The organism is Chryseobacterium sp., assembly GCF_022869225.1.
Lineage (GTDB): Bacteria > Bacteroidota > Bacteroidia > Flavobacteriales > Weeksellaceae > Chryseobacterium.
The window spans coordinates 4,147,214-4,171,311 of sequence record NZ_JALIHL010000001.1 but is presented as its reverse complement, the minus strand read 5'-3'; the positions used below and the strand labels follow the sequence as shown (position 1 = coordinate 4,171,311).

The window sequence follows — 24,098 nt, the reverse complement described above, 5'->3', positions numbered from 1 at the left end:
AAAAATCATGCAAAGAATCATTGAAAAAATTAAGTACAGTAATCTGAAAAGAGGTAGCAAGACTTTGGTTGGTATCCTGCTGTTCTGCACTGTTGTTACGGTTTCCTCATGCGCTGCACCAAGGACCAATCAAAATGGAAATATAGTGATCAAAGAACAGGGCGCATTCTCAGCAGGCGGTAAGGTCATCAGAAGCGAAGGCACTTTTGACCCGCTAAAACCATGGAATGAGCAGCAAGGAGGACAAACGCGCCACGGTGACCATGCTGATGTATTCTACCAAATTCCTGTTAACAGAAAACAGAATTCTATGGTCTTCCTGCATGGTTATGGACAGTCCCGCCGCAGTTGGCAAACTACAGCCGATGGCAGAGAGGGCTTTGCCGATATATTTTTAAGATCAGGCTATGGTATTTATCTGGTTGACCAGCCAGGCCGTGGTGATGCCGGACAAACGACAAAGCCTGTACAGATCTCAACATCTCCCGATGATCAGACCTGGTATACCCAGTTCCGTATTGGGCTTTATCCAAAATTCAATGAAGGTGTCCAGTTTCCAAAAGATGAAAAATCTCTTGACAACTTTTACCGCATGATGACACCCAATACAGGCAGTGTAGATGAAGAAACCATAGTAAACGCTATGTCGGCAGTATTTGACAAATCAGGGGACGGAATTCTCTTCACCCATTCTGCAGGAGGAGCTCCGGGCTGGAAAACGGCCATTAAGAATGATCATGTAAAAGCTATCGTAGCCATTGAACCGGGCGGATTTACCTTTCCTGAAGGCGAAGTTCCCCAAGGTAACCGTGGAGGAAAAGGCGTGCCCCTTAATGAATTTTTAAAACTGACTAAGATTCCTATCGTGGTCTATTATGGGGACTATATTCCCTCAGAAGAGACCAATGCGGCTTCCCTCAACTTCTGGCATAATGTATTGGCTACTGCAAAGCAATGGGCTAAAGTTATCAATGCTAACGGCGGTGATGCTACTATTGTTCATTTACCTGAAATCGGAATTAAGGGCAATACCCATTTCATAATGTCTGATCTCAACAACAGGGAAATAGCCCGCCTGATTGTAAAATGGTCAAAAGAAAAAGGGTTAGACAAGTGATATTGGTAGCAATTCCAGTAATCTATCTACCATTAAAATGCAATCGGAACAGGAAATTTGTATAATAAAAATGATATCGATGAAAACATCAAGGACATCCAGCTTATGGTTATGCACTCTCTTCTTTATATTATTCTCTTGTTCCAGAGCGCAATTATTACCCATAGAAAAAAGTGAATCCGTGAAAGATAAAAAGGTGCTGATCGTTTATTGGTCGAGAACAAAAAATACCAAAGCCGTTGCCGAAATCATCCATAAAAAAGTGGGTGGCGATTTGGTCGCATTGGAACTGGTTACCCCCTACCCTGAAGATTATCAGACAACGGTACATCAGGTAGCGAAAGAAAATGAAACAGGTTTTCTACCTCCCTTAAAAACAAAAATTGACAGTATAGAAAAATATGATGTGGTTTTTGTCGGCTTTCCAACCTGGGGGATGCAGCTACCTCCGCCTGTGAAAAGCTTTTTGAATCAGTACAATCTAAGTGGAAAGACTGTAGTTCCTTTTAATACCAATGGAGGCTATGGCATTGGCAGCAGCTTTGAAACCGTAAAAAAACTGTGCCCCAGCAGCACACTACCGGAAGGGTTTTCAACCAAAGGCGGTGTGGAAAGAGACGGAATCTTATTCGTGATGGAAGGCAATAAAGAAAAGCAGGTACAGATTGAAGTACAAAAGTGGCTGAAGAAAACAGGATTGGTTAATTAATATCGAAAAAATGAACAGGCTTTTAAAAACAATATTATTGGCTATGGCAATAATCACAGCAAACGCTACAAACGCTCAAACAACTACCGGGCAGAATCTGGACAATAGACAGCAGGCAATTGTCCGCATTTCGGCACTTGCAGGCAAAGGTGATTTATCGAAACTGAAAACGGAACTCAATGCAGGGCTCGAAAAAGGATTAACGGTAAATCAGATCAAAGAAGTTCTGGTCCATGTGTATGCTTATGCCGGGTTTCCAAGAAGCCTTCGGGGACTGCAGACTTTTATGACCATACTGGATGACCGGAAAGCTAATGGCATCACTGATGAATTGGGAGCGGAAGCCTCACCCATTCATAGCGCAGGCAGCAAGTATGACAGAGGTAAAGCAATATTGGAAAAATTAACCGGAGTTCCTGAAACGGGATCTAAAACAGGATATGCAGCATTCGCTCCAGCAATTGAAGTATTCCTCAAAGAACATCTTTTTGCCGATATTTTTGAGCGTGACGTCCTGACCTATGCCGAAAGAGAGCTGGTAACGGTATCTGTACTCAGCAGTATTGGCGGCGTAGAACCGATGCTCCGTTCCCATTTGACTATTTGCCTGAACGTTGGTTTAACTCCGGATCAGCTTCAGCAGTTTGTTGATTTGGTCAGGCAAACCATTGGCAGTAAAAAAGCGGAAGCAGCACAGACCGTCCTGTATGAAGTATTAAAAAGTAAGTAAATTTTAAAATAGTAGAAAGATGAAAAAGCTAACGTCCATAATTGCATTATCAATGTCTGTAGCAACAACAGAAACGGCAGATGCACAATCTATCCAAAAGAGGTATGAACAGAACCCATATACGCTGGTATACGACGGAGCAATCACCAAAAATGAGAAGGGAAAAGTCAATATCCACCCTGTTACCTACAAACTGAACGGGATCAATATTGCTGCCAATGTTTATACACCGCCCAATTACGATGCTTCAAAGAAATATCCGGCAGTAGTGATAGCCCATCCTAACGGAGGTATAAAAGAACAGACAGCGGGGCTGTATGCCCAGCGTTTGGCAGAGGCAGGATATATAACCATGGCTGCCGATGCAGCCTACCAGGGAGCAAGTGGCGGTGAACCGCGTCATACGGATAAACCGGCAAACCGGGTTGAAGATATTCATGGGATGGCTGATTTTATTACCCAATATAAAGGGGTTGATGCAGCCCGTTTAGGTGTTTTAGGTATTTGTGGCGGCGGCGGTTATACGTTAAAGGCAGTACAATCTGATAAACGGTTTAAAGCTGTTGCAACATTAAGTATGTTCAATTCAGGGGAGGTAAGACGGAATGGTTTTCAAAATTCACAGCTTAATACTATCCAGGAACGTTTAAAACAGGCTTCGGATGCCCGAGCCCAGGAAGCTGCAGGGGGTAAAATAATTTATGCAGGGGTAGCCAGCATAACCGATGAAGAAATCACCAAAACTCCTACAGATCTATACCGTGAAGGGTTTGTCTATTATTACAGGACCCATGCCCATCCCAATTCAACGTTTCTGTATACCATGAGCAGCCTGCTCGACTTAATGACCTGGGATGCCACTACAGATATGGATCTGATCAACCAGCCTCTCTTAATGATGGCCGGAAGTAAAGCGGATACGAAATATATGACGGATGAAGCATTCAGCAAAGCAAAAAATGCAAAAAACAAGGAACTTTTTCTCATTGAAGGAGCTACCCATATACAAACCTACTGGAAGCCTGAATATGTATCACAGGCTGTAAACAAACTTGTAGACTTTTACCATAACAACCTTTAAAACAGAATGATGAAATCTAGCCTAAAATACATTTTTCCTCTGATCCCATTTCTTTTTATAGCCTGTAATAAAAAGAAGGAAACGAAAGATATACATTCCGAAAACCTGCTTGTTTTTCCAACAGGGGAAAAGATAACAAACGGGAATTTTACCGGAACGGCCTACCTGCAAATGCTGATGGATGCCGATAGCCTCAACTCCATATCCGTTGGAAACGTAACTTTTGAACCGGGAGCCAGAAGCAAGTGGCATACACACCCTGCAGGACAAATATTGCTGGTTATCGATGGTGTTGGTTACTATCAGGAAAAAGGGCAGCCCAAAAAAATCCTCCGCAAAGGTGATGCAATAAAATGCCCGCCTAATGTGCCCCATTGGCACGGGGCCGGTTCTGATAAGACTTTTGTTCAGGTAGCCATTACAGGACGGGAAAAGGGAGAAACAGTCTGGCTGGAGCCTGTAACGGATGAGGAGTATCACAAATGAAATGTTACTCCATTCGCAGAAGCATCCAGAAGGTTCACACCCTATCATTACGGAAATAGCAGTCCGATAAGGACATCTAAAAGATCCTAAAATCAAACAAAATTAGAATATTTTATACCATTATTAGCATATTCTATGTTTCCTTCTGTTTCTTCTATTGACTGCTGTAGCAGGGGAAGCAAAGCTTTTACCAGCCTTCCGAATGTATCATATTCCATATATTAAAATATTGATTTTCAATTACTTAATCAACAAAAAAGACATATTCAATTTTGAAAATTAAAATTAGTTTCTTTTACTCTAATTCGATGGGATTATAACCTTTTTTCTCTGCTTCATTTATTTTTTGTCTGTTTTGCCCCTCTGAAAATACAGTACCCATTTTTTTCTAATTCATATTTAATATTGTCTCTGTAACTTGTTGTTGCTTGGACTAATTCTTTTTTTGTAACTAATTTGGCATTTTGATAATGCCTTTTATTTACTGTTATTATTTTTCCCTTCAATTTAGCACTTGATACCGATTTTACCAGTTCAAAATCATAATCACCCGTTTTGTCTGTTATTTTCACAATTAAACCTGGCAGACCACTGAATTTGTATGGCCCATAAGGAAAAGGAATTTCCGTTGAATACCATGCAGTCCAGTCTCTTCCTTTATAATGAACCTCTGCTTTTTTACAATGAATAGAATTAAGTACTTTGGTTTCATCAATCAGTTTCCAATCACGAATTACAGGAGTATTATAGGATAAAAGGGCAGTTCCTACTGACTCGTAATATTCCGAATTATCATTTGTTTGGATAATTAAAAACTTAAATTTTGATGATGACAACCCTCTCATATCAATATTAAAATTATTCCTATTCTTATTATACTGTTCCATGAAAAGAGAGTCAAATTTTAATCTATTTTCACTAATAAAAAAAGCACGTTTATCACTTATTTGCATTATAAAAATTTCCTTATAAACGTTATCTCGATTTAGAGTATTGGGTTTGTATTGAAGTAAATAAGTAAATTCTCCCCTTAATGAATCACTAGTAGCTGTTTGTGAATACAACAAAGAGAAAAAGAATAAAAATAAAATTGTTAAAGTTTGTTTTTTAAAATTCATTATTGTTTTTTTTATGAAAATAGTAAATCGTTCAAACAAAATTTATTATTTGAACGATTTTTTTGATTAATAATCAGGACTTCTTTCTTGTTGAGTTTGAAGAAATGATTAACTTATGACTTAGAAATTATAGTTGACAATAATTATCTTGAATTTTTTCTGCCCACTCTATCCATTGACCAGCAGTCCAGTCCTGACAAGTATAAGCAGATGTACAACTTGCCTGAAAAGTTCCACATTGCATTTGAAGTTTTTTCTTAGCTTTTTTAGTGCTTTTAGCAACCGTAGCTTCTTTTGCTTTAGAATTTACTTTTTCCACGTTTCCTTTTGCACTTACAAAACCTGCTACACCAACCATAGCAATTAATAATAGTTTTTTCATGATTGTAATAAATTTATAAAATTGAGTAGCTAATATAAAAATATAAATCAATCAAATGAGAAAAATTTTATTACGCTAACTATCTATTTAAAAGCAATTTATACAATTCAAACACACTAAATAATTTCTTCAATTATATTTCTAACATCAATGAAATACTTATGCAATATCGGACTGTCTGTAGAATTAAAATAATTTTTGATTGATTTTTATTTATCTGAAAAAAGATAAAATATTTTTAATTTTTGGATTTTTTGAGGAATACGGCAGCCAGTTTTAACTCTAAAAATGTACTAAATGTGGCACCAAAGTTAGAGATCACTATTTTACTAAATAAGAAATGTGGGTAAAATGTAGGACTAAAAAGTTTAATAAAAACAAAAACCTACTGAAATTCAGTAGGTTCTGATTAGTATTTGCGGGGATAGAGGGAGTCCTGTCGAACATCTAATACCGCTTCTGACTTTCTTAGAAAGCATCAAATAACTGAATATTCAACCCATTAAATTTAAACAATACCTTATTTATAATATTATTCTTAAGTATTATATGGATAATTAGGAGGAAATTGCTGATCGTCTTGATTTAAGTGTTAATGCATACGGTAAAATAGAAAGAAACGAAGCTGATGTAACAGAGTTTCTCATATTCAGCAGATAGCAGAAATACTACAGGTAAAAATGGCTCAGATACTTAACTTCGACGTATCTGAGATTTTTAATATCTTTCATAATCATTTAGCACAAGCAGTCAGTGGAAAGGCAGAAAATATGCATTTTTATGCAGATGATTATAGGGAGAAATACATTAAGATGCTGGAAGCTGAGATTGAGAGATTAAAAAACAATTCTAAATAAAACTAGCTCGGTTGAGATCCAAACCAATTAAGTTTAAACATATAAGGCTCAGGATAAAAAGAAATATCCTAAGCCCTAGATAGCTTTTGTTATGGTCAAAGATCTTTATAGCAAGCAGTTTATATTTTAATCTTTAAAGTCAAAGAATTTATACTTTGCTTATCAAAACCTACTGTTGGATCACATCCTGTTTTATACTCATACCCGAGTTTTTCCAAGTATAATATAATGCGACAGGTTTTGACGCTATGTCAATATAGATTTGCGATATCAAGAATAAAACTCACGAAAATACCATATCAATAAATCTAAAATGCATTTATTAAGGATATTATTAAAAAATAGGGTTTAACCCATTGTGTGTGATATAAATTCTGAGTAAGTTTATCAACATCATAAAAACCTATGATTGCCTATGAAAAAAAATTATTTCGGTGCACTATTCCTGTGCACGGTCTTCAGCACGTATGCCCAGGAAATAGCCTGGCAGAAAGATATCAAATCCTCGACGCAGGATTTCCTAAGCCAGGTGACCACCACCATAGACCAGCAGTATTTAATTACCGGAAGCTGTATACAGTCAGGAAGCGGGAAGCCGGAGGCTGGAAGTAAGCAAAACAACGGTTACGACTACCATCTTGTAAAACTGAACCAGCAGGGTGAAGAAGTTTGGGAAAAATACTTCTCCGGCCAGAATCATGATTACTTATCCGCTGCCGTTACCACCCGGGAAGGAGGATTTCTTGTTGCGGGAACTTCCTATTCGGGGAAAGGGCTCGATAAAAAAGAAGAATCCAGAGGCGGATCAGATATCTGGCTGATAAGAATCAATGAATTCGGAGATGAGCTGTGGCAGAGAACGCTTGGAACTTCATCGGACGAAGAAGCCAGAGCGGTGATCCAAACTACAGACTTAGGATTCTTTGTAGCAGGGAATGTGCAAAACTCATCTAAAGGCTACGGTTCCAAAGATGTATGGATCATCCGGCTTGACAAAGATGGCAAAGAACTTTCCCAGCTGATCTTAGGCGGAAGAGGGCTGGATGAAGTCGAAAAGATGATTCCCACGAAAGACGGCGGCGCATTGCTGGGCATCTATTCCAGAAGTGGCGCTTACATGAGTAATTCTCAATCAGCAACGACTAATCCTGTTTCGGCTGAAAAGCCTGCTTCCTCAGCAGCCCTTAGCCCAATGCCCAAATCCAGCAGCAATTTCGGTGAAGGCGACTACTGGATCGTAAAACTGGATAAGACCGGGAAAGTAGAATGGGAAAAGAACTTCGGCGGCAAAGGAGATGACCATATCAGAACCCTCGCTTTAACCTCAAACGGTTTCATTATCGGTGGAGAGTCCCGTTCCGAAAGATCCGGCAATAAAACCGTAGGGATAGAAGAAGGTACAGATCTCTGGCTGATCGCTTTGAATGAAAGAGGAGACGAACAGTGGCAGAAATCCTACAACTTCAAAAACCGCGATATCCTGATGGGAATGAGTGTAATACAGAGTCAAGATCCAGGAATCAAGAATCAAGACATCACCAAAGGAATATTGTTGGGCGGTTATACTCAGGCCGAAGGCAGGATAGAAACGGACGATGAAACTTTTTGGCTATTGTATATTGATCAGTTAGGGACTGAGAAATGGAGAAAGCATGTGAAGGGAGAATCCAGAAAAAGAGAAGAACGGCTTTCTGATCTTAAACTGAACAGAGACGGTTCTATTATATTGGCAGGAACCAGCGCCGAAGAACTGGGCAAAGAAAACTGGAAGATCGTAAAGCTGGGTGATAAGCAGGTGGATCAGTTGATTGAAAAGCGTGATATCAAGATCTATCCGAACCCGGTATCCGACTATGCCTACATAGAGATCGGCTTTGAGTTTAAGGAAGCCGAGATTGTAGTTTATGACATGAGCGGAAGACAGGTTCAGCGCTTGAAAACCACGAATGCTGTAACCAAGATCAATACCCAGGCTCTGGTTCAGGGAGCCTACCTGGTGACAATAAAGACGGACAGTAATAAAACAGCGAATGCGAAATTGATTAAAAAATAAACAAATGAAGAAGATAATTTTAACAACCATTCTAATACTTCTATATAGTATCGGATTTTCACAGATTTACAAAAATCCAAATAATATATTTCCCTATGCCCCTGAAACAAGCAGTCTTTTGAAATACCAGGAAACACCTGTTTCCAATTATACAGGGATTCCGAACATTTCAATACCTATATATACCGTAAAATCAGGAAGTGTAGAAGTTCCAATCAGTTTGAGTTATCATGCTGGCGGTATCTTGGTTTCTGAAATGGCAAGTAGTGTAGGCCTGGGCTGGTCTATCAATACCGTAGATCCAATTACCCGAAAAATTAATGGTTTAGTTGATGAAAATGGGGTAATGGAAAATAATGCAGATAATATAGAAGGTTTTCTCAATAGTGGTATAGACAATCAACAATACTTGTTAAATATGGTGAGATACCCGCAGAACAATCACCCCCTTTCAGATCTTATGCCAGATCAATTTAATCTATCTTTAGATGGCTTTTCGGGAAGTTTTTTTTACAATCCCAAAAATAAAAAAATAGTGACATTCCCTTTGGCGGACTTGAAGATTGATTATTATAAAAGCGGATCTCAGGCAAAAATAATTGATACTATTAATGTCACTACAACCAGTGGACTTAAATATACATTTGGTGGTGATGGTACTGAAACATTTTTCAATACTGCCGCCCATTCTAGTAATTTCTATGGAGCCAATGCCTGGAAAATAAAAAAAATAAAAGGAATTGATAATAATGTAATCAACTTTTTTATTTCTCACATAATATCATTAAAAGAACGCTTCTACCACAAACAAGAGTGATTCCATATACCCTTCATGTTTCCTCTCTTGGGTGTTTTCCCAGTAGTTCAGGAACCAATATAAATCCTGTTGAAACGGATACGCAGTTTTCATCCATGGAATCACTTCTGCAAAAAATAGAAACTTCAGATGCAATAGTTGATTTTATTTATTCTAATCGGTTAGATTTTAGTGATTTAAAAAAACTTGATAAAATTATCGTTAAAGATAAATTGGGTCAAATAATCGCAGAAAAAAGATTTAATTATGGGTATTTTGAAACTATTCCAGAAGCTGCAGGAGTTTCAGATCCTACTGAAGATGTCACCAAAAGATTAAAATTACTGTCTTATCAGGAATGTGATAGGGACGGAAAATGTACCACCACTTCTTTTGAATATTATGAGCAAAATAAAATGACACAGAGGAATTCTTATTCTTCTGATCATTGGGGATATTTTAATGGTAAACTAAATAATTATGGCTATCCTAATGTACCTATTAAATATTATAAGCCTATGGGTACTTCGGTTATAACTGTTGATGGATTTACAAAAGATCTTGAGTCTTCTATGATTAGGTTAGCCAATAAAGAAGTTGATCCCTTATATGTACAGACCTTTTCTTTAAAGTCTGTTACTTATCCCGAAGGAGGAAAGAATGAATTTATTTATGAGCCTAATACTGCAAGTTCTCTCTTGTACAAGCCCAGTGATGAACATTACTTTTTAAAAACAAAGAAAGTACTTGAAAAAGGTGAATTATTTGTAATAAGCGGTAGTGTAGAAGGATCAAATATTAATTATTCACAGCCACCAACGATAATCAATAATTATACAAACACCTTTGTGAGAGAAATTGATCTTACAAATTATGATAAGAAGTTAAATCTAAAAATAACACGAGCTTCCACTTTTAAGGCTTCTACTTTTTCAAATTCTTTAGAAAGTAGCTATTTATATGCGCTGTTAAGTATTTATTATTTTGAGAACGGAGTTAAAAAATATTGGATTTCGGATGTGTCTTTAGATAGTGAAGTTGCACTGGATTACCATGAATATAATAATCAAAATGTTCCTACTCAAAAAGTATATGCAGAAATTAAGCATATATATTGGGGTGGATTAAATCCCACAGGTAATATATCCAACTATATATATTTTTATTCTCAGGTCGGCTTTAGCTGGGAGGAACCTGATCCCAATGCAGTAGAGGCTCCCATTATACTAGGAGGCGGAATCCGTATAAAGGAGATTAAGCAGTATGATAATGGCCAATACAAGTATTCTACAAAATATTCTTACACGAAGGATGGTAATCCTTTGCTTTCCAGCGGAATTTTATTTGATATTCCAATGTATACGAAGAATAACAGAAGGGGAAGCATCACCAGTGGGAGCTGTAGTGGGCCGGGTGGTGCAGTTGGCGTAGGTAAATCAGTGGAGGATGCTATTGAGCTTTCAGTAAATCCTGTAATTACAGGAATGAGAACACAAGGGAAAACCATTGGGTACACCAATGTCGAAGTGATAAAAACCGATGCCAATAATAATCCAAAAGGAAAGGAAGTATTTCAATATTATGTAGAACCTCCGTTACAAACAGGAGATAATTTTCTTGCGATTAATGAAGGTACTTCCGCAAAATATGAATTTATGGAAAGCAGAGACTGGAGAAATGGACAGTTATTAAAATATGTAGCTTTCAACAATACAAATGACACCATTAAAACAGTAGAAAGAAGCTTTTATCTTTCAGGAGCACCTAAAGCAGCAGCTAATTATCTACAGGAAAGGAATGTAAAGATGATCTTATACAATTTAATTTCACCAGTTGACTATGTACCGGGAGCTATTACACTCAGAGATTATGGGGCACCGGGGTCATTTGCAAGCGAATTATATATAAATGGTGTATTTCCTTCCTATATAGGAATGAATACAAATCTCAGCCCTGCTCCTTTCCCTATATTTGTTAAGCATAACGATGCATTTTTATTACAAAGAGAAACCACATCTGACTATTTTAGTAGTGGTAGAAAGAAATCAAGGTTAACAGAATATTTTTATGATGAACCACTTTATCCGACTAAGCTGACTTCAAAAAAGAAACTTTCTTAGGAGAAAATACAGAATTAAACACTTTTTTAAAATATGCTTATGAGAAAGGGAATCCATTAATGATTGATAAAAATATGTTAGATATCCCATTAGAAACAGAAACTAAGCAAACTACAAATGGGATTACCAAAACTACATCAAAAATAGAAACTATTTATCCAACAAGTCAATCAGAAGCCAATACAAAAACATCAGGATTAGTATTACCCACCTCTGTAAAATCTTATGACTTACAAAATCTTGCAAATGGATCTACCGAAGTCAGCTATGACAAATACGATTCAAAAGGTAATCTGCAACAGTATACCACAAAAGATGGCATTTCAACAACAATCATCTGGGGATACAACCAAACCCAGCCTATTGTTAAAATTGAAGGAGCTAAATGGTCTGATATCCAGCAGTCTGCTATCGATATTATTGTGAATGCTTCAAATACAGATGCAACTGCCGCTCCGAATAATGATGAATCAGCTTTTTTAGATATTTTAAAAACATTTAGAAATAATTTTCCAAATTATCAGGTAACTACTTATACCTACAATCCATTGATAGGAGTTACCAGTATTACCCCACCATCAGGTATCAGAATGGTTTATTTATATGATTCTGCTAATAGATTAATGGAAATCAGAGAGCAAAATCAAACGGGTAAACTATTAAAAGAATTCAAGTACAATTATAAAAACTAACAAACGATGAAGAATATAGTAATTCTCATTTGTACTGTCCTTTTATCAGGTTTAGCACAAGGACAATTAAGTACAGCAGAAAATTATATTTACAGTAAAACCTATTTATCAGATCCTACACTTACCAATCCCAAAACCTCAGAAACCGTTCAATACTTTGACGGCCTGGGAAGACCCAAGCAGGTCGTGAATGTCAAATCCTCGCCATTGGGCAGAGATGTGGTGACTCATTTTGAATATGACGATTTTGGAAGACAGGTAAAAGAATTTTTACCCGTTCCCCAGCAGGAGACTCAAAACGGAGCAATTTACACCTCTCCATTAACCAATGCTTCCCGGCCGGATCTCTATAGCCAGGAAAAGATTTATTCTGAAAAAGTTTTGGAAAACTCACCATTGGACAGGATCCGGCAGCAGATCCAGGTAGGAAATGCCTGGAGTGATAAACCCGTTAAATTTGACTATGATGCCAATCTCCATGAAGATTACGTGAGAAAGTACGAAACCAGCACCAGCTGGCTTGAAGGCAGGACCCAAAGCAATGTCCAGCTGCTTCAGTATTTTGGAGCAGGACAGCTGTATAAAAACATGGTTACTGATGAAGACGGCAACAAAACCATAGAATTCAAAAACGGCAGAGGACAGCTTTTGTTAGTGAGAAAAGTACTGAGCGCTGCCCAAAATGCAGATACGTACTATGTTTACAATGAATATGACCAGCTGTCCTTTGTAATCCCTCCACTGGCTTCCGCTCCCACTGTGGAACCGGCTGCCGTAGAAAACCTGTATTATCAGTACCGCTATGACGGGAGAAACCGTTTGGTAGAGAAAAAACTGCCTGGAAAAGGCTGGGAATATATGGTGTATGATCAGGCGGAGAGGCTTATCATGACCCAGGATGCCAATATGCGGGAGAAAAGCAAATGGCTGATTACCCAATATGACCCATTCGGGAGAGTGGCTTATACAGGGATCATTGCCGGAGGAAGCAGAAGCAGCATGCAGTCCCAGGCAGGGAATCTCATAATAGTGGAGAACAGGAGCAGTACAGGATTTACCAAAAACGGGATGCCGGTTCAGTACAGCAATGGATATTTTTTTGATATTGAAACGGTTTTAAGTGTCAACTATTATGATACTTATCCGCAATACAATTTCAATCCCTCTTTCCCAACCACCATTCAGGGCAGGCCTACCTTAACCGATACCCCTTCATCAGCAGGAAGAAGCACCAAAGGCCTACCCGTGATGAGTTTGGTAAAGAATATCGAAGATGACAGCTGGAGCAAGACCTACACCTATTACGATGACAAAGCAAGAGTCATTGGTACCCATTCCATCAACCATCTGGGAGGCTATACCCGTACAGAATCTCTGCTGGATTTTGCAGGGGTACCACAAACTGTTATTACAAAGCATAAAAGGTTGAATACGGATACAGAAAGGATTATTACAGAAAGCTTTACGTATGATGACCAGAACAGACTTCTTGTACACAAGCATAAAGTAGACAGCAATCCGGATGAGATTCTGGCCCGGAACCAATACAATGAACTTTCCCAATTAGAGAGTAAAAAAGTAGGCGGAATACATTCAGCAACACCCTTGCAGACCATTGATTATAGGTACAATATCAGAGGGTGGATGACCCAGATCAATGATCCCTCGATTCTGGGAAATGATCTTTTCGGATATAAGATCAACTACAATACAGTTGAGGGATTAGAAACTCCCGATGCATTAGACCCTTCCCTGAAAGTGCTTCCCCAATACAATGGGAATATAGCCGAAGTGTCCTGGAAAACCTTAACTCAGGAAAATGAACCCTTAAAAAGATACGGTTACGTGTATGATTCCCTGAACAGGCTTTCCGCAGGGTTCTATCAACAATCAGGAAGTGAAGCCTCCGGAGAATATTTTGAAAAAATGGAGTATGATCTAAACGGCAATATTACCAGGCTGAAAAGATCAGAAGGCGTTTTATCCGGCAATACCTTTGCCACTGTCATAGACAATCTGAAATATGATTACACAGGAAACAGGCTGAATAAAATAACCGATGAACAGCAGAACCCTTTGGGCTATCCATATATAACCGCTCCCAATACCCTCGAATATGATAATGGCAGTGCTGATGGGAATGGAAACATGACCGGTCATGCCGATAAAGGGATTTCCTCCATTCAATATAATTATTTAAATTTACCCAAACAGATTACCCAAAACTCTAAGGTCACCCATTATACCTACAGGGCAGACGGCGTAAAAGTGAAGAAGCTCTTTGGAGATATAGAAACAGATTATCTGGACGGGTTCCAGTATAAGTCTACCAAGCCGTCAGAATTAGGGACAGGAGGAGGATGGAGCCTTGAAGATCCTAATGAAGTGGCTGAAATGAAGTTAAGGATCATCCCTACCTCGGAAGGATATTATGATGCGCTTAGTAATTTATACATCTACAACTTTACGGATCATTTAGGCAATATAAGATTAAGCTATACGGATACCAATAAAGACGGTATTATCCAGCCAAGACAATACTTTGTCCAGCAATGCAGCGGGAACTACAACCCTCCATTTGAGCTGCCCATCTGTATTGATTATTGGAAACCCGGAGAGATTGTGGAAGTGAATAATTATTATCCTTTTGGGTTATTGCATAATTATACAGCTACCACTCAGAATGCGTATCAGTATAAGTACAATGGGAAGGAGTTGCAGGAGACAGGGATGTATGACTATGGAGCGAGGATGTATATGCCGGATATTGGAAGGTGGATCGTAGTGGATCCGCTTGTGGAAAAAATGAGAAGATTTAGCCCTTACACTTATGCAGGCGATAACCCTATAAGGTATATAGACCCAGATGGAAGAAAATTTATTAATTTTGACGAAAATGGAAACTATACTGGTACTACAAAGGATAATTGGTGGCATAACTTATGGAATGGAAGTAAGGGAAGAGTTGTAAAAAGTGATGGAAGTACACAGCAGAAATTTAGATTTGCTGATCCTAAAAATGATGTTGCTGATATACAATCAGGTAAAATAAATAAACTTGAATTTGTTACAGAAAAACAAGTCCGTACATTAGTTAGATGGTCAGGAGCATTTGATCCTAAAAATAAAGCGAGTAATAGGAGTCTTTCTGAAAGATATGATTATATAAAAAAAGAAGGAATAGGCGGAGGAAAAATGGATTTTGCTTATACACAAGTACCTAAAATGTTTCCAAATGCAAAACCAAGTAACCCTACGACTAATACGTCAAATACAATATTTTTAGTTGAAGGTTTGGCTCATAATCAGAACAATTTTGGGAATTTTTTATTTGGTGCATCAGGTCGTGCTATGCAATTCACAGGAGCTGAATTATCGTTAGGAGCACATTATAATAGTGTAGTTAATTCTAGCACAAATGGTTATAGTAGTCAGTTAGATTCTTCTGATGATCAACTTTCTATATCTAGTGGAGTGCTTTTTTCAGATAAGTACAATTATGGAGACATGCAAATTCAAGTAACTGTGGGAACTCCTACACCAGCTAATACACCATAAAACTTAAATCAAATTAAAAAATGAAAAAATTTATTTATTATTTATGTCTATTGTTTATAATATCTTGTAAAAGTAATTATGAAAAAGAATTTATTAACAGATATTCGAATTATGATTTTTCAAATTATCAAGGGAGTGAGATTTACGTAAGAGGGTTTTCTTCTAGAAATTCCCCAATAATATTTTTAGAAAGTATCAAGAATAATAATTTTGTACGACTTACGATAAATTATAATAAACAGTCTAAGAGTATTATTGATATAGAAGAGAGTTATCCAAAAGATTCTTTAAAAGAGAATTTAAAAATTAATGCTAATGATCAACTGAAAAAACTCACAGCAGACTTTATTGATATGAATATTTATTATTTAAAAGTAGATAGTTTAGGTAATGTATATGTTAAACCATCTGCTGATGAACACTCTCCAGTCATAGGGAAGTTTATTTCAGAAGAATATAGAAAAAAGATATTTGTAAAAAGTATTTCTCTAAAAAGCGGATGGTATAAAGAAATTTATGATTAGATAATTTGTAAGAATAAGATTGCATTATTTGTAAAAAACCACTGCGAAATCGCAGTGGTTTTTTATATGACCGGAATGTCTAGTCCTGAAATAGCGATACACAAAAAAAAGAATCGTTATGAAAGAACATTTAAACTCGCTTTACATAAAGCGTACCCAGAAAGATTATAGTTTAAGTTTAAAACTTCAAATTGTAAAAGAAATTGAATCGGGAGAATGCACCATTACCGACTGTCGCAAGAGATATGGGGATACAATCTCATGCTACAGTTTTGAATTGGCTTAGAAAATATGGTAACTTTGATTGGGAAAATCAAAGACCTTATGCCAATTTGCTATCACATAATCATCTGAAAATGAAAGAAAAAGGATTACTGATATACGAAAAAAAAGAGAGTCTTCTTGATGAAGACTCTCTCAGCGGAGAGTGAGGGATTCGAACCCCCGGACCTGTTACAGTCAACAGTTTTCAAGACTGCCGCAATCGACCACTCTGCCAACTCTCCTTAAACTCCGGCTGTACCGTCGTTTTCAGTGGTGCAAATATAGAAAGTTTTTTCTTACTGGCAAAATATTTTTCAATAAAATTAATGTTTTTTAATTTCAGCTACTTTTTTAAGATAAACATCAGTCTGATCCAGGAACTCCTGGTCGGTCTGCTGAATTTTAATATGGGGAATAACGCCGCTCCCTCTTTCCTGATCCTTAAGGATTTGCGCATCCTGTATGACATGCACAATAGAAAAGCCCGTCTGAATTCCTGTATTAGGGAGCTCATACACAAACGGAAGGTGACCGTTATGTTCATAATAGCCTCCATTCGTTTCTTTCCCGATAACGATGGCATGGGTATAAGATTTTATCAGGGAAGCCAAATGGGATCCGGCAGAAGCTACATTTTCATCAATCAACAGGTAGAGCTGGCCTGCAAACGTTTTCTGGTTCGGTAAGATCAGAGGGTTTTTATCATCAGCCCAATAAAACTTTCCCTGGATCTCTTTCGGATAAAGCTGTTTAAGGTAACCATCTACCCCACTTCCGTCTGTCACTCCATTGGAAATAAAAAGAGGAGTAATCACCAACTTTTCCTTCAAAGGGGTTTCGTTGAATTGGGTATAGGCATAGTGGCTGTCGCGAAAAGGGCGTTGGGTAAGGTAGGAAAAAACCTTTTCATACAGGGCCCCGGCACCTCCTCCATTACCTCTCAAATCAATAATCAAATGTTTTATTTTTTCATTTTCAAGCGTTTGCATCATTCTATCCAGAAAGTCACTGAATTTTTTGTAAGCCGGATCTGTTTTATCTCCGGCAAAGTCAAAAGTTCTTAATGATAAACGGTACATGTCATCCCCCATTTTATGCAGGCTGTATTTTTCATCTGTTTTTTTATTGAATGAAGCTGAATATCGGGATTCCTGAAGTTTTTTAGCTTCCTCTAACGATATTCCCGGTAAAGTAACCTGATGTGCCTGACCTTTCCATTGATAGGTAATATTATAATTTTTGTGGGTTCCAAACTCCATATAAAACTTGTCCAGCATTCCTTTTTCAAATCCGGCTGTTTCCTTATAAGGTAGAGAATGGCCATCAGAAGAATAATACTGCGAAAAACGGCTGATCATCTGCTGGGAGTCAATTCCGTTAATTGATAAAATTTCGGCAGCCAAAGGAATCGCCGTGTCTTTTGAATTCTGCAGCAGCCTTCCGTCTATATTTTTCAGAGTGACCGGTAAATATTCTGATTTCCGGGTCAAATAATACGAGGCATGATTGGGAAGATCTGTAAAATTATGACAGCTCCCTTCAAAATCAGTAAGTTTAGCTATGATTTTATAGAAATCAAAAATATGACGGCTCTTCACGGCTTCTCCTTCTGCCCAATGGTAAATACTGTCTATCTGCTGTTTATTTCTGTAGACATATAACCCTGAATTGGCCTGCTCTCTTATCGAACGGAAAACATGAAGGTCTTCCAGAAACCGGGCAGAACTGATTGGCTCCTTTATTGCAGACCAGTTCTTAGACTCTGCGATGGAAACCTGAGCTGTTCCAGTCTTTTCAACGTAAGATTTCGCCCATATTTTACATTCATATTTCTGGCCTTTCTCCGGAGTATAATAGAATCGCTCAGCACTTTTGATCCCTCTTGATTCGTCCTGTTCTTTTATCTTTTTTCCATTTTTGAACAATGATACTGCGAGATTCGCTGCATTAGACTGAACCGTAACCCAGGCTGGTTTCTGAGACTTCGGTGTATATTGTAAAGTATCTCCCGGTTTCAATACTAAAGTGATCTGCGCATTCGCGGCATTCATCATCAAAAGCAAAGGGACTACAAACTGTTTGGTCATCGTTATTTTTTTGGATGCCCAATATACGAAGAAACTGCCCTTCATTTGAAGGGTTTAAGAGGATTATGCCTCATCACTGTTATAGTTCCACACTCATATCCTGTACCTCTTCTGCAGAAAAACCATAAATCTGCGGGGTTTTCACATCCAGCAGGTTGAGATAAATAAATAGTAATTCTCATCATTATGTGACGATAATCACAAAGAAAAAGCTTCTGATCTCTTACTTTTGTTATCATTAAAAAACAAAATTTATGGATAACACAACCAATAACGTAGCAGAACAGTTTATTCAGTACCTGAATGAAGAAAATTTTGACGGAGCCAAGAGCTGCCTTGATCCTGAATTTAAATTTACAGGAGTACTGGGAAGCAGGGAGACTGCTTCGGTGTATATGGAGGATATGAAGAAGATGAAGTTTAAATACCGGATTCTTCAAACATTCACAGCCGGTGAGGATGTCTGTTTCTGGTATGATATCGATATGGGAGAAAAAAATATTCCGGCTTCCGGCTGGTATCAGGTGAGAGATGGAAAGATCCGTTCATTAAAAGTGCTTTTTGATCCGAGACCTTTATTAGAAAATCAATAAGAATTTCTTGGCCGCTGTTCTATCCGGATGGCGGTCTTTTCAAAGCCTTCTGTATCACTTATACAGGATTTGCTGAGGAAAGACATCTGTGTAAACCGGAACTTTTGTTTCGGTTTATTTTAAGGTTGAAAGTACTTATAGCCAGCCTACTTTTTTCCGCCAGATTGTATACTCACTTTCCGGTTCGTCTATTTCCGGAATATCTTCAGGGTTGGGAATGCTGTTGATTTCTTTGAGGGACAATAAAGGCAGGTGTACCTTTTTACGCTCCCGGTTTAAGATTTCTTTATTTTCCACAGGATACAGCTTTCTTTCTGCAGTAAGCTGGGTACCATATTTTTGAGGTTTACTTTGAAATACCTGGATCCGGTCATATAAATAGGCTTTGTTCGTAAGATTAATGTCAGCCCCGTTCTCTTCCATCATTTTATAACATTCTTTCATAAACTCCGGTTCTCCAATGGAATGCTGGATAATCAGCCAGGCGGAATTACTGGCCTGTTCTCCTACCTTGGAAATAGTAGGAAATCCAATTTCGTTTATAATATCCCGGAGCCGTTTTGCATTGTTTTGATGAACCTTTTCCATTTCGGGATGATATCCTCCTGAAAGGGCTCCTCTTGCAGCCAGTTCTTCTCTTATCAACACATCATGGTTGGCAAGGTCTATTAATTCTTTTGAAAATTTTGAATCCATTTTAAAGTTTCTTTATCAGATATTTTGGAGATTCCGTATATCCCTGTCTGTCGTAAAACCGATGTGCTTTTTGCCTGTCAGAATGACAGTGCACTTCTATTCTATCACAATTTCTATCCTTAGCAGCTTGCTCACCATATTCTTCAAGAAGTTTCCCAATTCCTGAGCTTCTGTAATTTTCATCTACCGAAAAATAACTTATTCTGGCAAAATCTCCTTCAAGCGCAATCTGGGGAATCATATGGATTGAAATAAATCCAATCGCTTTACCTTCATCATTTTCTGCGACAGCAAGATACTCATTTGGATCGTTCAAGAGATTTTTTATTTTCTGAGGCATAAATTCTTTGGTATCAGGATATCCTAATTGGGCCAGCAGCTCAATAACAGACTCCTCATCCTCTTCTTTCATTCTTCTAATATTCATGATGGTATTATTTTTAATAATTATAATCAACTCTTACAATGCAAACATAGTATGAATAAACCAGCGCGATACCATTAGCTTTCATTAATTTTTCCAAGAATAAAACAGATTCTCTCCGCTACGGTACCTTTAGGGATTTCAATAACATTATAGCCATATTCAAGATAGGTTTCTTTGATACAGTTAAAGGTGTGAACTGCTTCTTCCGGACTCTGCTTTCTCTCCGCGTCATTTTCATAAATTTCTTTCCAGAAGGGAAGAATAAAGACATTTCGGTGATAAGCCAGTTCCCGGGCTATTGTTTGCATCTTTTCCGGAACAGGAATATTTTCCACCTTGAGATAACCAACCGTATCCAGTATCCCCCGGTCAAAGAAAATTGTTTTTGAATCAGTATTCCTGCTTATTTCCTGATATGTTTTTACAGAAGCATCAAACATCAGCTCTGCAAAAAGTTTTTTATTCATCCAGGGTAAGCCTTCGCCATTCAAACGGATCTGTTCTTTGATGATCCTTCGTCCTTCCTCAGAGGCTGTTATACATCCGCTTCTGCTTAATTCATTCAGCAATGTGGTCTTTCCTGCTCCCGGACCTCCTGTAATGATGTATAATGCCGGAATATTCTTTTTCATGATTCTATTTCGTTTGGATTATATAGTTCCTTATGAAGAATATGAAACAAGGTTCCATATTCCTGGAAGCTACAGATTGTTTTTAATGAGGTGTTGATAGGTACTGATGCGGTCTTTTTCCCGGTACATATTACACAATACCAGGATATCATCGGTATTGTATTTTTCTGCGATCTGCTGTAATCTCCCGGAGACCGACTCGGGAGTCTCAATAATCATTCTGTTTAAAATGGTGAAGAACTCTTCTTCGTCCTTAGTACCCAATATTTTCTGCTCTACAATTTCAGAAGGAAAAAGGACATCCGGACTGACTAACTGCCGTGACTGCAGAAACTGATATGCCATTCCGTAGGCATTCCGTCTGGCTTTTTCCAAACTTTCTGCAATAGATGCAGCCACTGCTATCTGCAAAGAAGGAACCGCCATATACTGACCTGGGTTAAATTCATTGAGATAGGTTTGTGTATTTTCCGCCCGCCTTCACTGTTCATAAAAGCAGCAAAGGAATACCCTATTCCATGCTTGGCAGCTTCGCTTGCAGAGGTCTTTCCTGAGCCTAGCCAAACAATTTCCGGCAGATCCTTAAGATTGGCAGGCTGGGCAATCAATCCTTCGTAAATTTCTTTTTCTTCTTTGATAAACCGGATAACCTCTTCCAGCTTTGTCTCCAGATTCGATAAGATCACCGGCTTGTGACTATTGAGCGCCATTACAGCATCTTTTAATCCTCCGGGAGCTTTTCCCAATCCGAGGATGAAGCGGCCGGGATATATGCTGCTTAACATCTTTGCCCACTCTGCTATTTTATAAGCGGAATAATTCCGCATCATAATGCCGGCTGTCCCTACTTTTATCTTCTTTGTTCTGCTGAGGATAACAGCTGCTAAGAGTTCAGGACTTGAGCTTCCGTAGGCTTCTACTCCATGATGTTCAGAATACATCACGCTATGAAACCCTTTTTCTTCAGCCATCAGAGCTAAATTGATACTATTATTCAATGCGGATGCTGCATTATCCCCCATTGCAACAGGTGACTGGTCTAAGATCCCTAATTTCAATTTCATAACATTGAGACTGGTTGTTTTATCATATTATCAGCTCCTGTGAAGGTATGAAAAAAAGAGATGTCTGTATCTCATGAAGCTTACAATACTGCAGAGGTATTTCGCCGTCACTGCAGGAACTTTATTCGGAGGATTCTGGATAGCGCATTACGGTATCGAGAATATAGTATGGTCCAGCATGATATGCATGGTATTGGCTCTCTTTACGGTAATCATAAAGAAAAAACGGGTCAAATAAGCATTGGAGCCGCATTACAGCTGTGAAATATGAGGGATGATTCGTAAATAAATTCCTGAGCAGCGAAGAATGTTCAAAGTTTATGATAAAAAGTCAATTTGCATAGCTGCTTAACACAAGTATTGCCTATGAAACTAAAGAACACCCCTTGTGGCTCGCAAGAGGTGTTCTTTATCATTCGGATAGTTAAGTCTAATATTATTCCTGCATAATTTTATTGACCTCTTCAAATTCCTGTTCAATAGCGACATCAGGTTGGTAAGTCAGTAGCGAAACGACTACATTGGTTACCAGGGAAAGTGTGAATCCCGGAATGATCTCATACCAGTCTTTCAACGGATGCTGAAGATATACCCATGCCAGTACCGTTACTCCTCCTGCCAGCATTCCGGCAAAACCTCCCTGCCAGGTTGTTTTCTTCCATAAAAGAGACAGGAGAATCAATGGTCCGAATGCAGAGCCAAATCCGGCCCAGGCATTTCCTACCAGATTAAGAATACTGTCTTTAGGATCCAGTGACAAAAGCACCGCAATCACCGCCACCAGCAAAACAGAAAGCCTGCTGGCAGTCAGGAGTTGTTTAGATGTTGCCTTTTTATTCAGAAAAGCTTTATAAATATCTTCCGTTAATGAACTGGAAGTTACCAGCAATTGCGACGAAATGGTACTCATTACCGCAGCCAGAATGGCGGTAAGCAGGAATCCGGCAATCAGTGGGTGGAATAAAATACGGGAGAAATAGATGAAAATAGTCTCCGCTTCCGTCTTCGATCCATCAAACTTCATCATCGTTTCCATATCAAACTTCTGCAGGTAAGCAATCCCGACCAGACCTATAGCTAATGCACCGGCAACCGTAAAAATCATCCATGTAATCCCGATTCTTCTTGCTTTTACCAGATCCTTAGGTTTATCAATTGCCATAAAACGGACGAGAATATGAGGCTGACCACAATATCCCAGTCCCCAGGCCAGTAAGGATACAATACTTACTGTAGTGGTTCCCCGGAATAAGTCCAGATATTTAGGATCTTTGGCTTCAATCAGGGAAAGTGTTTCCTGAACCCCTCCTATTTGGGAAATGGCAACAATAGGTACAATGACCAGCGCTAATACCATAATGGTTCCCTGTACAAAATCCGTAAGACTTACCGCCAGAAATCCACCTAAAAACGTATATAACACTACGACTAAACTCGTTACCAGCAGTCCAACGGTATAATCCATTCCAAAAGCAGATTCAAACAGCTTTCCTCCCGATACCATTCCTGCTGAAGTATAAAGTGTAAAGAACACCAGAATAAAAATGGAAGAAGTAACCTTCAGAAGATGATTTTTATTTTTAAACCTGTTTTCAAAAAATACAGGCAGCGTAATGGCATTCTGTGCCACCTCGGTATAAATCCTGAGTCTTGGAGCGACAATAATATAATTGAGGTAAGCTCCTATGGTAAGCCCTATGGCAATCCACGAACTGGAAATTCCGGCCAAATACATTGCACCGGGAACTCCCATGAGCAGCCATCCACTCATATCGGCGGCCCCCGCAGATAATGCTGTGACCGCAGCACCCATTTTTCTGCCTCCTATTAAAAATTCCTCTGAATTACTTGTCGATTTTCTATAAGAATATATGCCGATACCTATCATTAACAACAGATACAACCCCACAGAAATCCCTTCATATACTTGCATACTATTTTTTTAAGATCCCCAAGATAGCTATTTTCTGAAAAATGCACCTATTACTCTCCAAATAGAGAACTACAATATAATATAAAAACCTTTACCGATTTTTGAAAAAACAGAACCCATTTCCACGTCATCTTCATTCAGAGACCCCAGCTCTTTTTATATTCATATTTCAGAAATAC

The 24,098-nt window shown here is 38.3% G+C and carries 23 protein-coding genes and 1 tRNA gene; 13 read left to right on the top strand and 11 right to left on the bottom strand.

Going from position 1 to position 24,098, the window contains the following annotated elements; genetic code table 11:
• The first annotated feature begins 7 nt into the window (after nucleotides 1–7).
• From MUW56_RS19490 to MUW56_RS19470, 5 genes are all read left to right on the top strand, one after another.
• Nucleotides 8–1,117, top strand: a complete 1,110-nt coding sequence (locus MUW56_RS19490; protein WP_292014758.1) for an alpha/beta fold hydrolase — start codon at nucleotides 8–10, stop codon at nucleotides 1,115–1,117.
• 181 nt (nucleotides 1,118–1,298) lie between these two features.
• Nucleotides 1,299–1,826, top strand: a complete 528-nt coding sequence (locus MUW56_RS19485) for a flavodoxin (RefSeq protein ID WP_292014757.1) — start codon at nucleotides 1,299–1,301, stop codon at nucleotides 1,824–1,826.
• 43 nt (nucleotides 1,827–1,869) lie between these two features.
• Nucleotides 1,870–2,556 (top strand): carboxymuconolactone decarboxylase family protein, encoded by a 687-nt coding sequence (locus tag MUW56_RS19480; RefSeq protein ID WP_292014756.1) that lies wholly within the window; start codon nucleotides 1,870–1,872, stop codon nucleotides 2,554–2,556.
• A gap of 19 nt (nucleotides 2,557–2,575) precedes the next feature.
• A complete protein-coding gene (locus MUW56_RS19475) occupies nucleotides 2,576–3,637 on the top strand; it encodes an alpha/beta hydrolase (protein ID WP_292014755.1) in 1,062 nt (353 codons plus the stop codon).
• A 6-nt stretch (nucleotides 3,638–3,643) separates the two neighbouring features.
• A complete protein-coding gene (locus MUW56_RS19470) occupies nucleotides 3,644–4,123 on the top strand; it encodes a cupin domain-containing protein (RefSeq protein WP_292014754.1) in 480 nt (159 codons plus the stop codon).
• 92 nt (nucleotides 4,124–4,215) lie between these two features.
• Here MUW56_RS19470 and MUW56_RS19465 read toward each other — a convergent pair whose 3' ends face one another.
• From MUW56_RS19465 to MUW56_RS19455, 3 genes are all read right to left on the bottom strand, one after another.
• A complete protein-coding gene (locus MUW56_RS19465; protein ID WP_292014753.1) occupies nucleotides 4,216–4,341 on the bottom strand; it encodes a hypothetical protein in 126 nt (41 codons plus the stop codon).
• A gap of 117 nt (nucleotides 4,342–4,458) precedes the next feature.
• Complete coding sequence (locus tag MUW56_RS19460; protein ID WP_292014752.1) at nucleotides 4,459–5,241, bottom strand: GLPGLI family protein; 783 nt, start codon at nucleotides 5,239–5,241, stop codon at nucleotides 4,459–4,461.
• Between the two features lie 127 nt (nucleotides 5,242–5,368).
• Nucleotides 5,369–5,623 carry a hypothetical protein gene (locus MUW56_RS19455; protein ID WP_292014751.1) on the bottom strand — a complete coding sequence of 85 codons (255 nt, stop codon included), beginning with the start codon at nucleotides 5,621–5,623 and terminating at the stop codon, nucleotides 5,369–5,371.
• A gap of 680 nt (nucleotides 5,624–6,303) precedes the next feature.
• On the opposite strand from MUW56_RS19455, the gene MUW56_RS19450 reads away from it, so the two are divergent.
• The 7 genes from MUW56_RS19450 to MUW56_RS19420 all read left to right on the top strand — a co-directional run bounded on the left by MUW56_RS19450 (nucleotide 6,304) and on the right by MUW56_RS19420 (nucleotide 16,223).
• Nucleotides 6,304–6,480, top strand: coding sequence for a hypothetical protein (locus tag MUW56_RS19450; RefSeq protein WP_292014750.1), 177 nt, complete (start codon nucleotides 6,304–6,306; stop codon nucleotides 6,478–6,480).
• 415 nt (nucleotides 6,481–6,895) lie between these two features.
• Nucleotides 6,896–8,533: a T9SS type A sorting domain-containing protein gene (locus MUW56_RS19445; protein ID WP_292014749.1), complete on the top strand. Its 1,638-nt coding sequence runs from the start codon at nucleotides 6,896–6,898 to the stop codon at nucleotides 8,531–8,533.
• A gap of 4 nt (nucleotides 8,534–8,537) precedes the next feature.
• Nucleotides 8,538–9,350: a hypothetical protein gene (locus tag MUW56_RS19440; protein ID WP_292014748.1), complete on the top strand. Its 813-nt coding sequence runs from the start codon at nucleotides 8,538–8,540 to the stop codon at nucleotides 9,348–9,350.
• Nucleotides 9,351–9,445: 95 nt separating this feature from the next.
• On the top strand, nucleotides 9,446–11,449 hold the full coding sequence (locus MUW56_RS19435) for a hypothetical protein (protein WP_292014747.1): 2,004 nt from the start codon (nucleotides 9,446–9,448) through the stop codon (nucleotides 11,447–11,449).
• A 59-nt stretch (nucleotides 11,450–11,508) separates the two neighbouring features.
• Complete coding sequence (locus tag MUW56_RS19430; protein WP_292014746.1) at nucleotides 11,509–12,141, top strand: hypothetical protein; 633 nt, start codon at nucleotides 11,509–11,511, stop codon at nucleotides 12,139–12,141.
• A gap of 6 nt (nucleotides 12,142–12,147) precedes the next feature.
• Complete coding sequence (locus MUW56_RS19425; RefSeq protein ID WP_292014745.1) at nucleotides 12,148–15,699, top strand: DUF6443 domain-containing protein; 3,552 nt, start codon at nucleotides 12,148–12,150, stop codon at nucleotides 15,697–15,699.
• 20 nt (nucleotides 15,700–15,719) lie between these two features.
• Nucleotides 15,720–16,223, top strand: coding sequence for a hypothetical protein (locus MUW56_RS19420; protein ID WP_292014744.1), 504 nt, complete (start codon nucleotides 15,720–15,722; stop codon nucleotides 16,221–16,223).
• 421 nt (nucleotides 16,224–16,644) lie between these two features.
• Here MUW56_RS19420 and MUW56_RS19415 read toward each other — a convergent pair.
• Together MUW56_RS19415 and MUW56_RS19410 are read right to left on the bottom strand one after the other, a co-directional pair.
• Nucleotides 16,645–16,729 (bottom strand) — tRNA-Ser (locus MUW56_RS19415).
• Between the two features lie 81 nt (nucleotides 16,730–16,810).
• Nucleotides 16,811–18,619, bottom strand: coding sequence for a S41 family peptidase (locus MUW56_RS19410; protein WP_292014743.1), 1,809 nt, complete (start codon nucleotides 18,617–18,619; stop codon nucleotides 16,811–16,813).
• 209 nt (nucleotides 18,620–18,828) lie between these two features.
• Between MUW56_RS19410 and MUW56_RS19405 the strand changes: the two genes are divergently transcribed.
• On the top strand, nucleotides 18,829–19,167 hold the full coding sequence (locus tag MUW56_RS19405) for a nuclear transport factor 2 family protein (RefSeq protein WP_292014742.1): 339 nt from the start codon (nucleotides 18,829–18,831) through the stop codon (nucleotides 19,165–19,167).
• 135 nt (nucleotides 19,168–19,302) lie between these two features.
• On the opposite strand, the gene MUW56_RS19400 is transcribed toward MUW56_RS19405, so the two are convergent.
• From MUW56_RS19400 to putP, 6 genes are all read right to left on the bottom strand, one after another.
• On the bottom strand, nucleotides 19,303–19,863 hold the full coding sequence (locus tag MUW56_RS19400) for a DUF6624 domain-containing protein (RefSeq protein WP_292014741.1): 561 nt from the start codon (nucleotides 19,861–19,863) through the stop codon (nucleotides 19,303–19,305).
• Nucleotide 19,864: 1 nt separating this feature from the next.
• The gene (locus MUW56_RS19395; RefSeq protein ID WP_292014740.1) at nucleotides 19,865–20,290 is read right to left on the bottom strand and encodes a GNAT family N-acetyltransferase; all 426 of its coding nucleotides are present in this window, start codon (nucleotides 20,288–20,290) and stop codon (nucleotides 19,865–19,867) included.
• Between the two features lie 74 nt (nucleotides 20,291–20,364).
• Nucleotides 20,365–20,922: an AAA family ATPase gene (locus MUW56_RS19390; RefSeq protein WP_292014739.1), complete on the bottom strand. Its 558-nt coding sequence runs from the start codon at nucleotides 20,920–20,922 to the stop codon at nucleotides 20,365–20,367.
• 69 nt (nucleotides 20,923–20,991) lie between these two features.
• Nucleotides 20,992–21,348, bottom strand: coding sequence for a hypothetical protein (locus MUW56_RS19385; RefSeq protein WP_292014738.1), 357 nt, complete (start codon nucleotides 21,346–21,348; stop codon nucleotides 20,992–20,994).
• Nucleotides 21,324–21,986 carry an MsnO8 family LLM class oxidoreductase gene (locus MUW56_RS19380; protein ID WP_292014737.1) on the bottom strand — a complete coding sequence of 221 codons (663 nt, stop codon included), beginning with the start codon at nucleotides 21,984–21,986 and terminating at the stop codon, nucleotides 21,324–21,326. The genes MUW56_RS19385 and MUW56_RS19380 overlap by 25 nt, the downstream gene beginning before the upstream one ends.
• Before the next feature lie 436 nt (nucleotides 21,987–22,422).
• Nucleotides 22,423–23,919 carry a sodium/proline symporter PutP gene (gene putP / locus MUW56_RS19375; RefSeq protein ID WP_292014736.1) on the bottom strand — a complete coding sequence of 499 codons (1,497 nt, stop codon included), beginning with the start codon at nucleotides 23,917–23,919 and terminating at the stop codon, nucleotides 22,423–22,425.
• Nucleotides 23,920–24,098 lie beyond the last annotated feature (179 nt).

What these genes read in the sequence shown, in the direction of transcription:
- putP (WP_292014736.1), bottom strand. Translation starts at nt 23,919, where the DNA reads ATGCAAGTATATGAAGGGATTTCTGTGGGGTTGTATCTGTTGTTAATG.
- MUW56_RS19395 (WP_292014740.1), bottom strand. Translation starts at nt 20,290, where the DNA reads ATGAATATTAGAAGAATGAAAGAAGAGGATGAGGAGTCTGTTATTGAG.
- MUW56_RS19455 (WP_292014751.1), bottom strand. Translation starts at nt 5,623, where the DNA reads ATGAAAAAACTATTATTAATTGCTATGGTTGGTGTAGCAGGTTTTGTA.
- MUW56_RS19430 (WP_292014746.1), top strand. Translation starts at nt 11,509, where the DNA reads ATGATTGATAAAAATATGTTAGATATCCCATTAGAAACAGAAACTAAG.
- MUW56_RS19470 (WP_292014754.1), top strand. Translation starts at nt 3,644, where the DNA reads ATGATGAAATCTAGCCTAAAATACATTTTTCCTCTGATCCCATTTCTT.
- MUW56_RS19405 (WP_292014742.1), top strand. Translation starts at nt 18,829, where the DNA reads ATGGATAACACAACCAATAACGTAGCAGAACAGTTTATTCAGTACCTG.
- MUW56_RS19385 (WP_292014738.1), bottom strand. Translation starts at nt 21,348, where the DNA reads ATGGCGGTTCCTTCTTTGCAGATAGCAGTGGCTGCATCTATTGCAGAA.
- MUW56_RS19450 (WP_292014750.1), top strand. Translation starts at nt 6,304, where the DNA reads ATGGCTCAGATACTTAACTTCGACGTATCTGAGATTTTTAATATCTTT.
- MUW56_RS19390 (WP_292014739.1), bottom strand. Translation starts at nt 20,922, where the DNA reads ATGAAAAAGAATATTCCGGCATTATACATCATTACAGGAGGTCCGGGA.
- MUW56_RS19460 (WP_292014752.1), bottom strand. Translation starts at nt 5,241, where the DNA reads ATGAATTTTAAAAAACAAACTTTAACAATTTTATTTTTATTCTTTTTC.
- MUW56_RS19420 (WP_292014744.1), top strand. Translation starts at nt 15,720, where the DNA reads ATGAAAAAATTTATTTATTATTTATGTCTATTGTTTATAATATCTTGT.
- MUW56_RS19425 (WP_292014745.1), top strand. Translation starts at nt 12,148, where the DNA reads ATGAAGAATATAGTAATTCTCATTTGTACTGTCCTTTTATCAGGTTTA.
- MUW56_RS19410 (WP_292014743.1), bottom strand. Translation starts at nt 18,619, where the DNA reads ATGAAGGGCAGTTTCTTCGTATATTGGGCATCCAAAAAAATAACGATG.
- MUW56_RS19440 (WP_292014748.1), top strand. Translation starts at nt 8,538, where the DNA reads ATGAAGAAGATAATTTTAACAACCATTCTAATACTTCTATATAGTATC.
- MUW56_RS19480 (WP_292014756.1), top strand. Translation starts at nt 1,870, where the DNA reads ATGGCAATAATCACAGCAAACGCTACAAACGCTCAAACAACTACCGGG.
- MUW56_RS19400 (WP_292014741.1), bottom strand. Translation starts at nt 19,863, where the DNA reads ATGGATTCAAAATTTTCAAAAGAATTAATAGACCTTGCCAACCATGAT.
- MUW56_RS19435 (WP_292014747.1), top strand. Translation starts at nt 9,446, where the DNA reads ATGGAATCACTTCTGCAAAAAATAGAAACTTCAGATGCAATAGTTGAT.
- MUW56_RS19445 (WP_292014749.1), top strand. Translation starts at nt 6,896, where the DNA reads ATGAAAAAAAATTATTTCGGTGCACTATTCCTGTGCACGGTCTTCAGC.
- MUW56_RS19380 (WP_292014737.1), bottom strand. Translation starts at nt 21,986, where the DNA reads ATGAAATTGAAATTAGGGATCTTAGACCAGTCACCTGTTGCAATGGGG.
- MUW56_RS19475 (WP_292014755.1), top strand. Translation starts at nt 2,576, where the DNA reads ATGAAAAAGCTAACGTCCATAATTGCATTATCAATGTCTGTAGCAACA.
- MUW56_RS19465 (WP_292014753.1), bottom strand. Translation starts at nt 4,341, where the DNA reads ATGGAATATGATACATTCGGAAGGCTGGTAAAAGCTTTGCTTCCCCTG.
- MUW56_RS19490 (WP_292014758.1), top strand. Translation starts at nt 8, where the DNA reads ATGCAAAGAATCATTGAAAAAATTAAGTACAGTAATCTGAAAAGAGGT.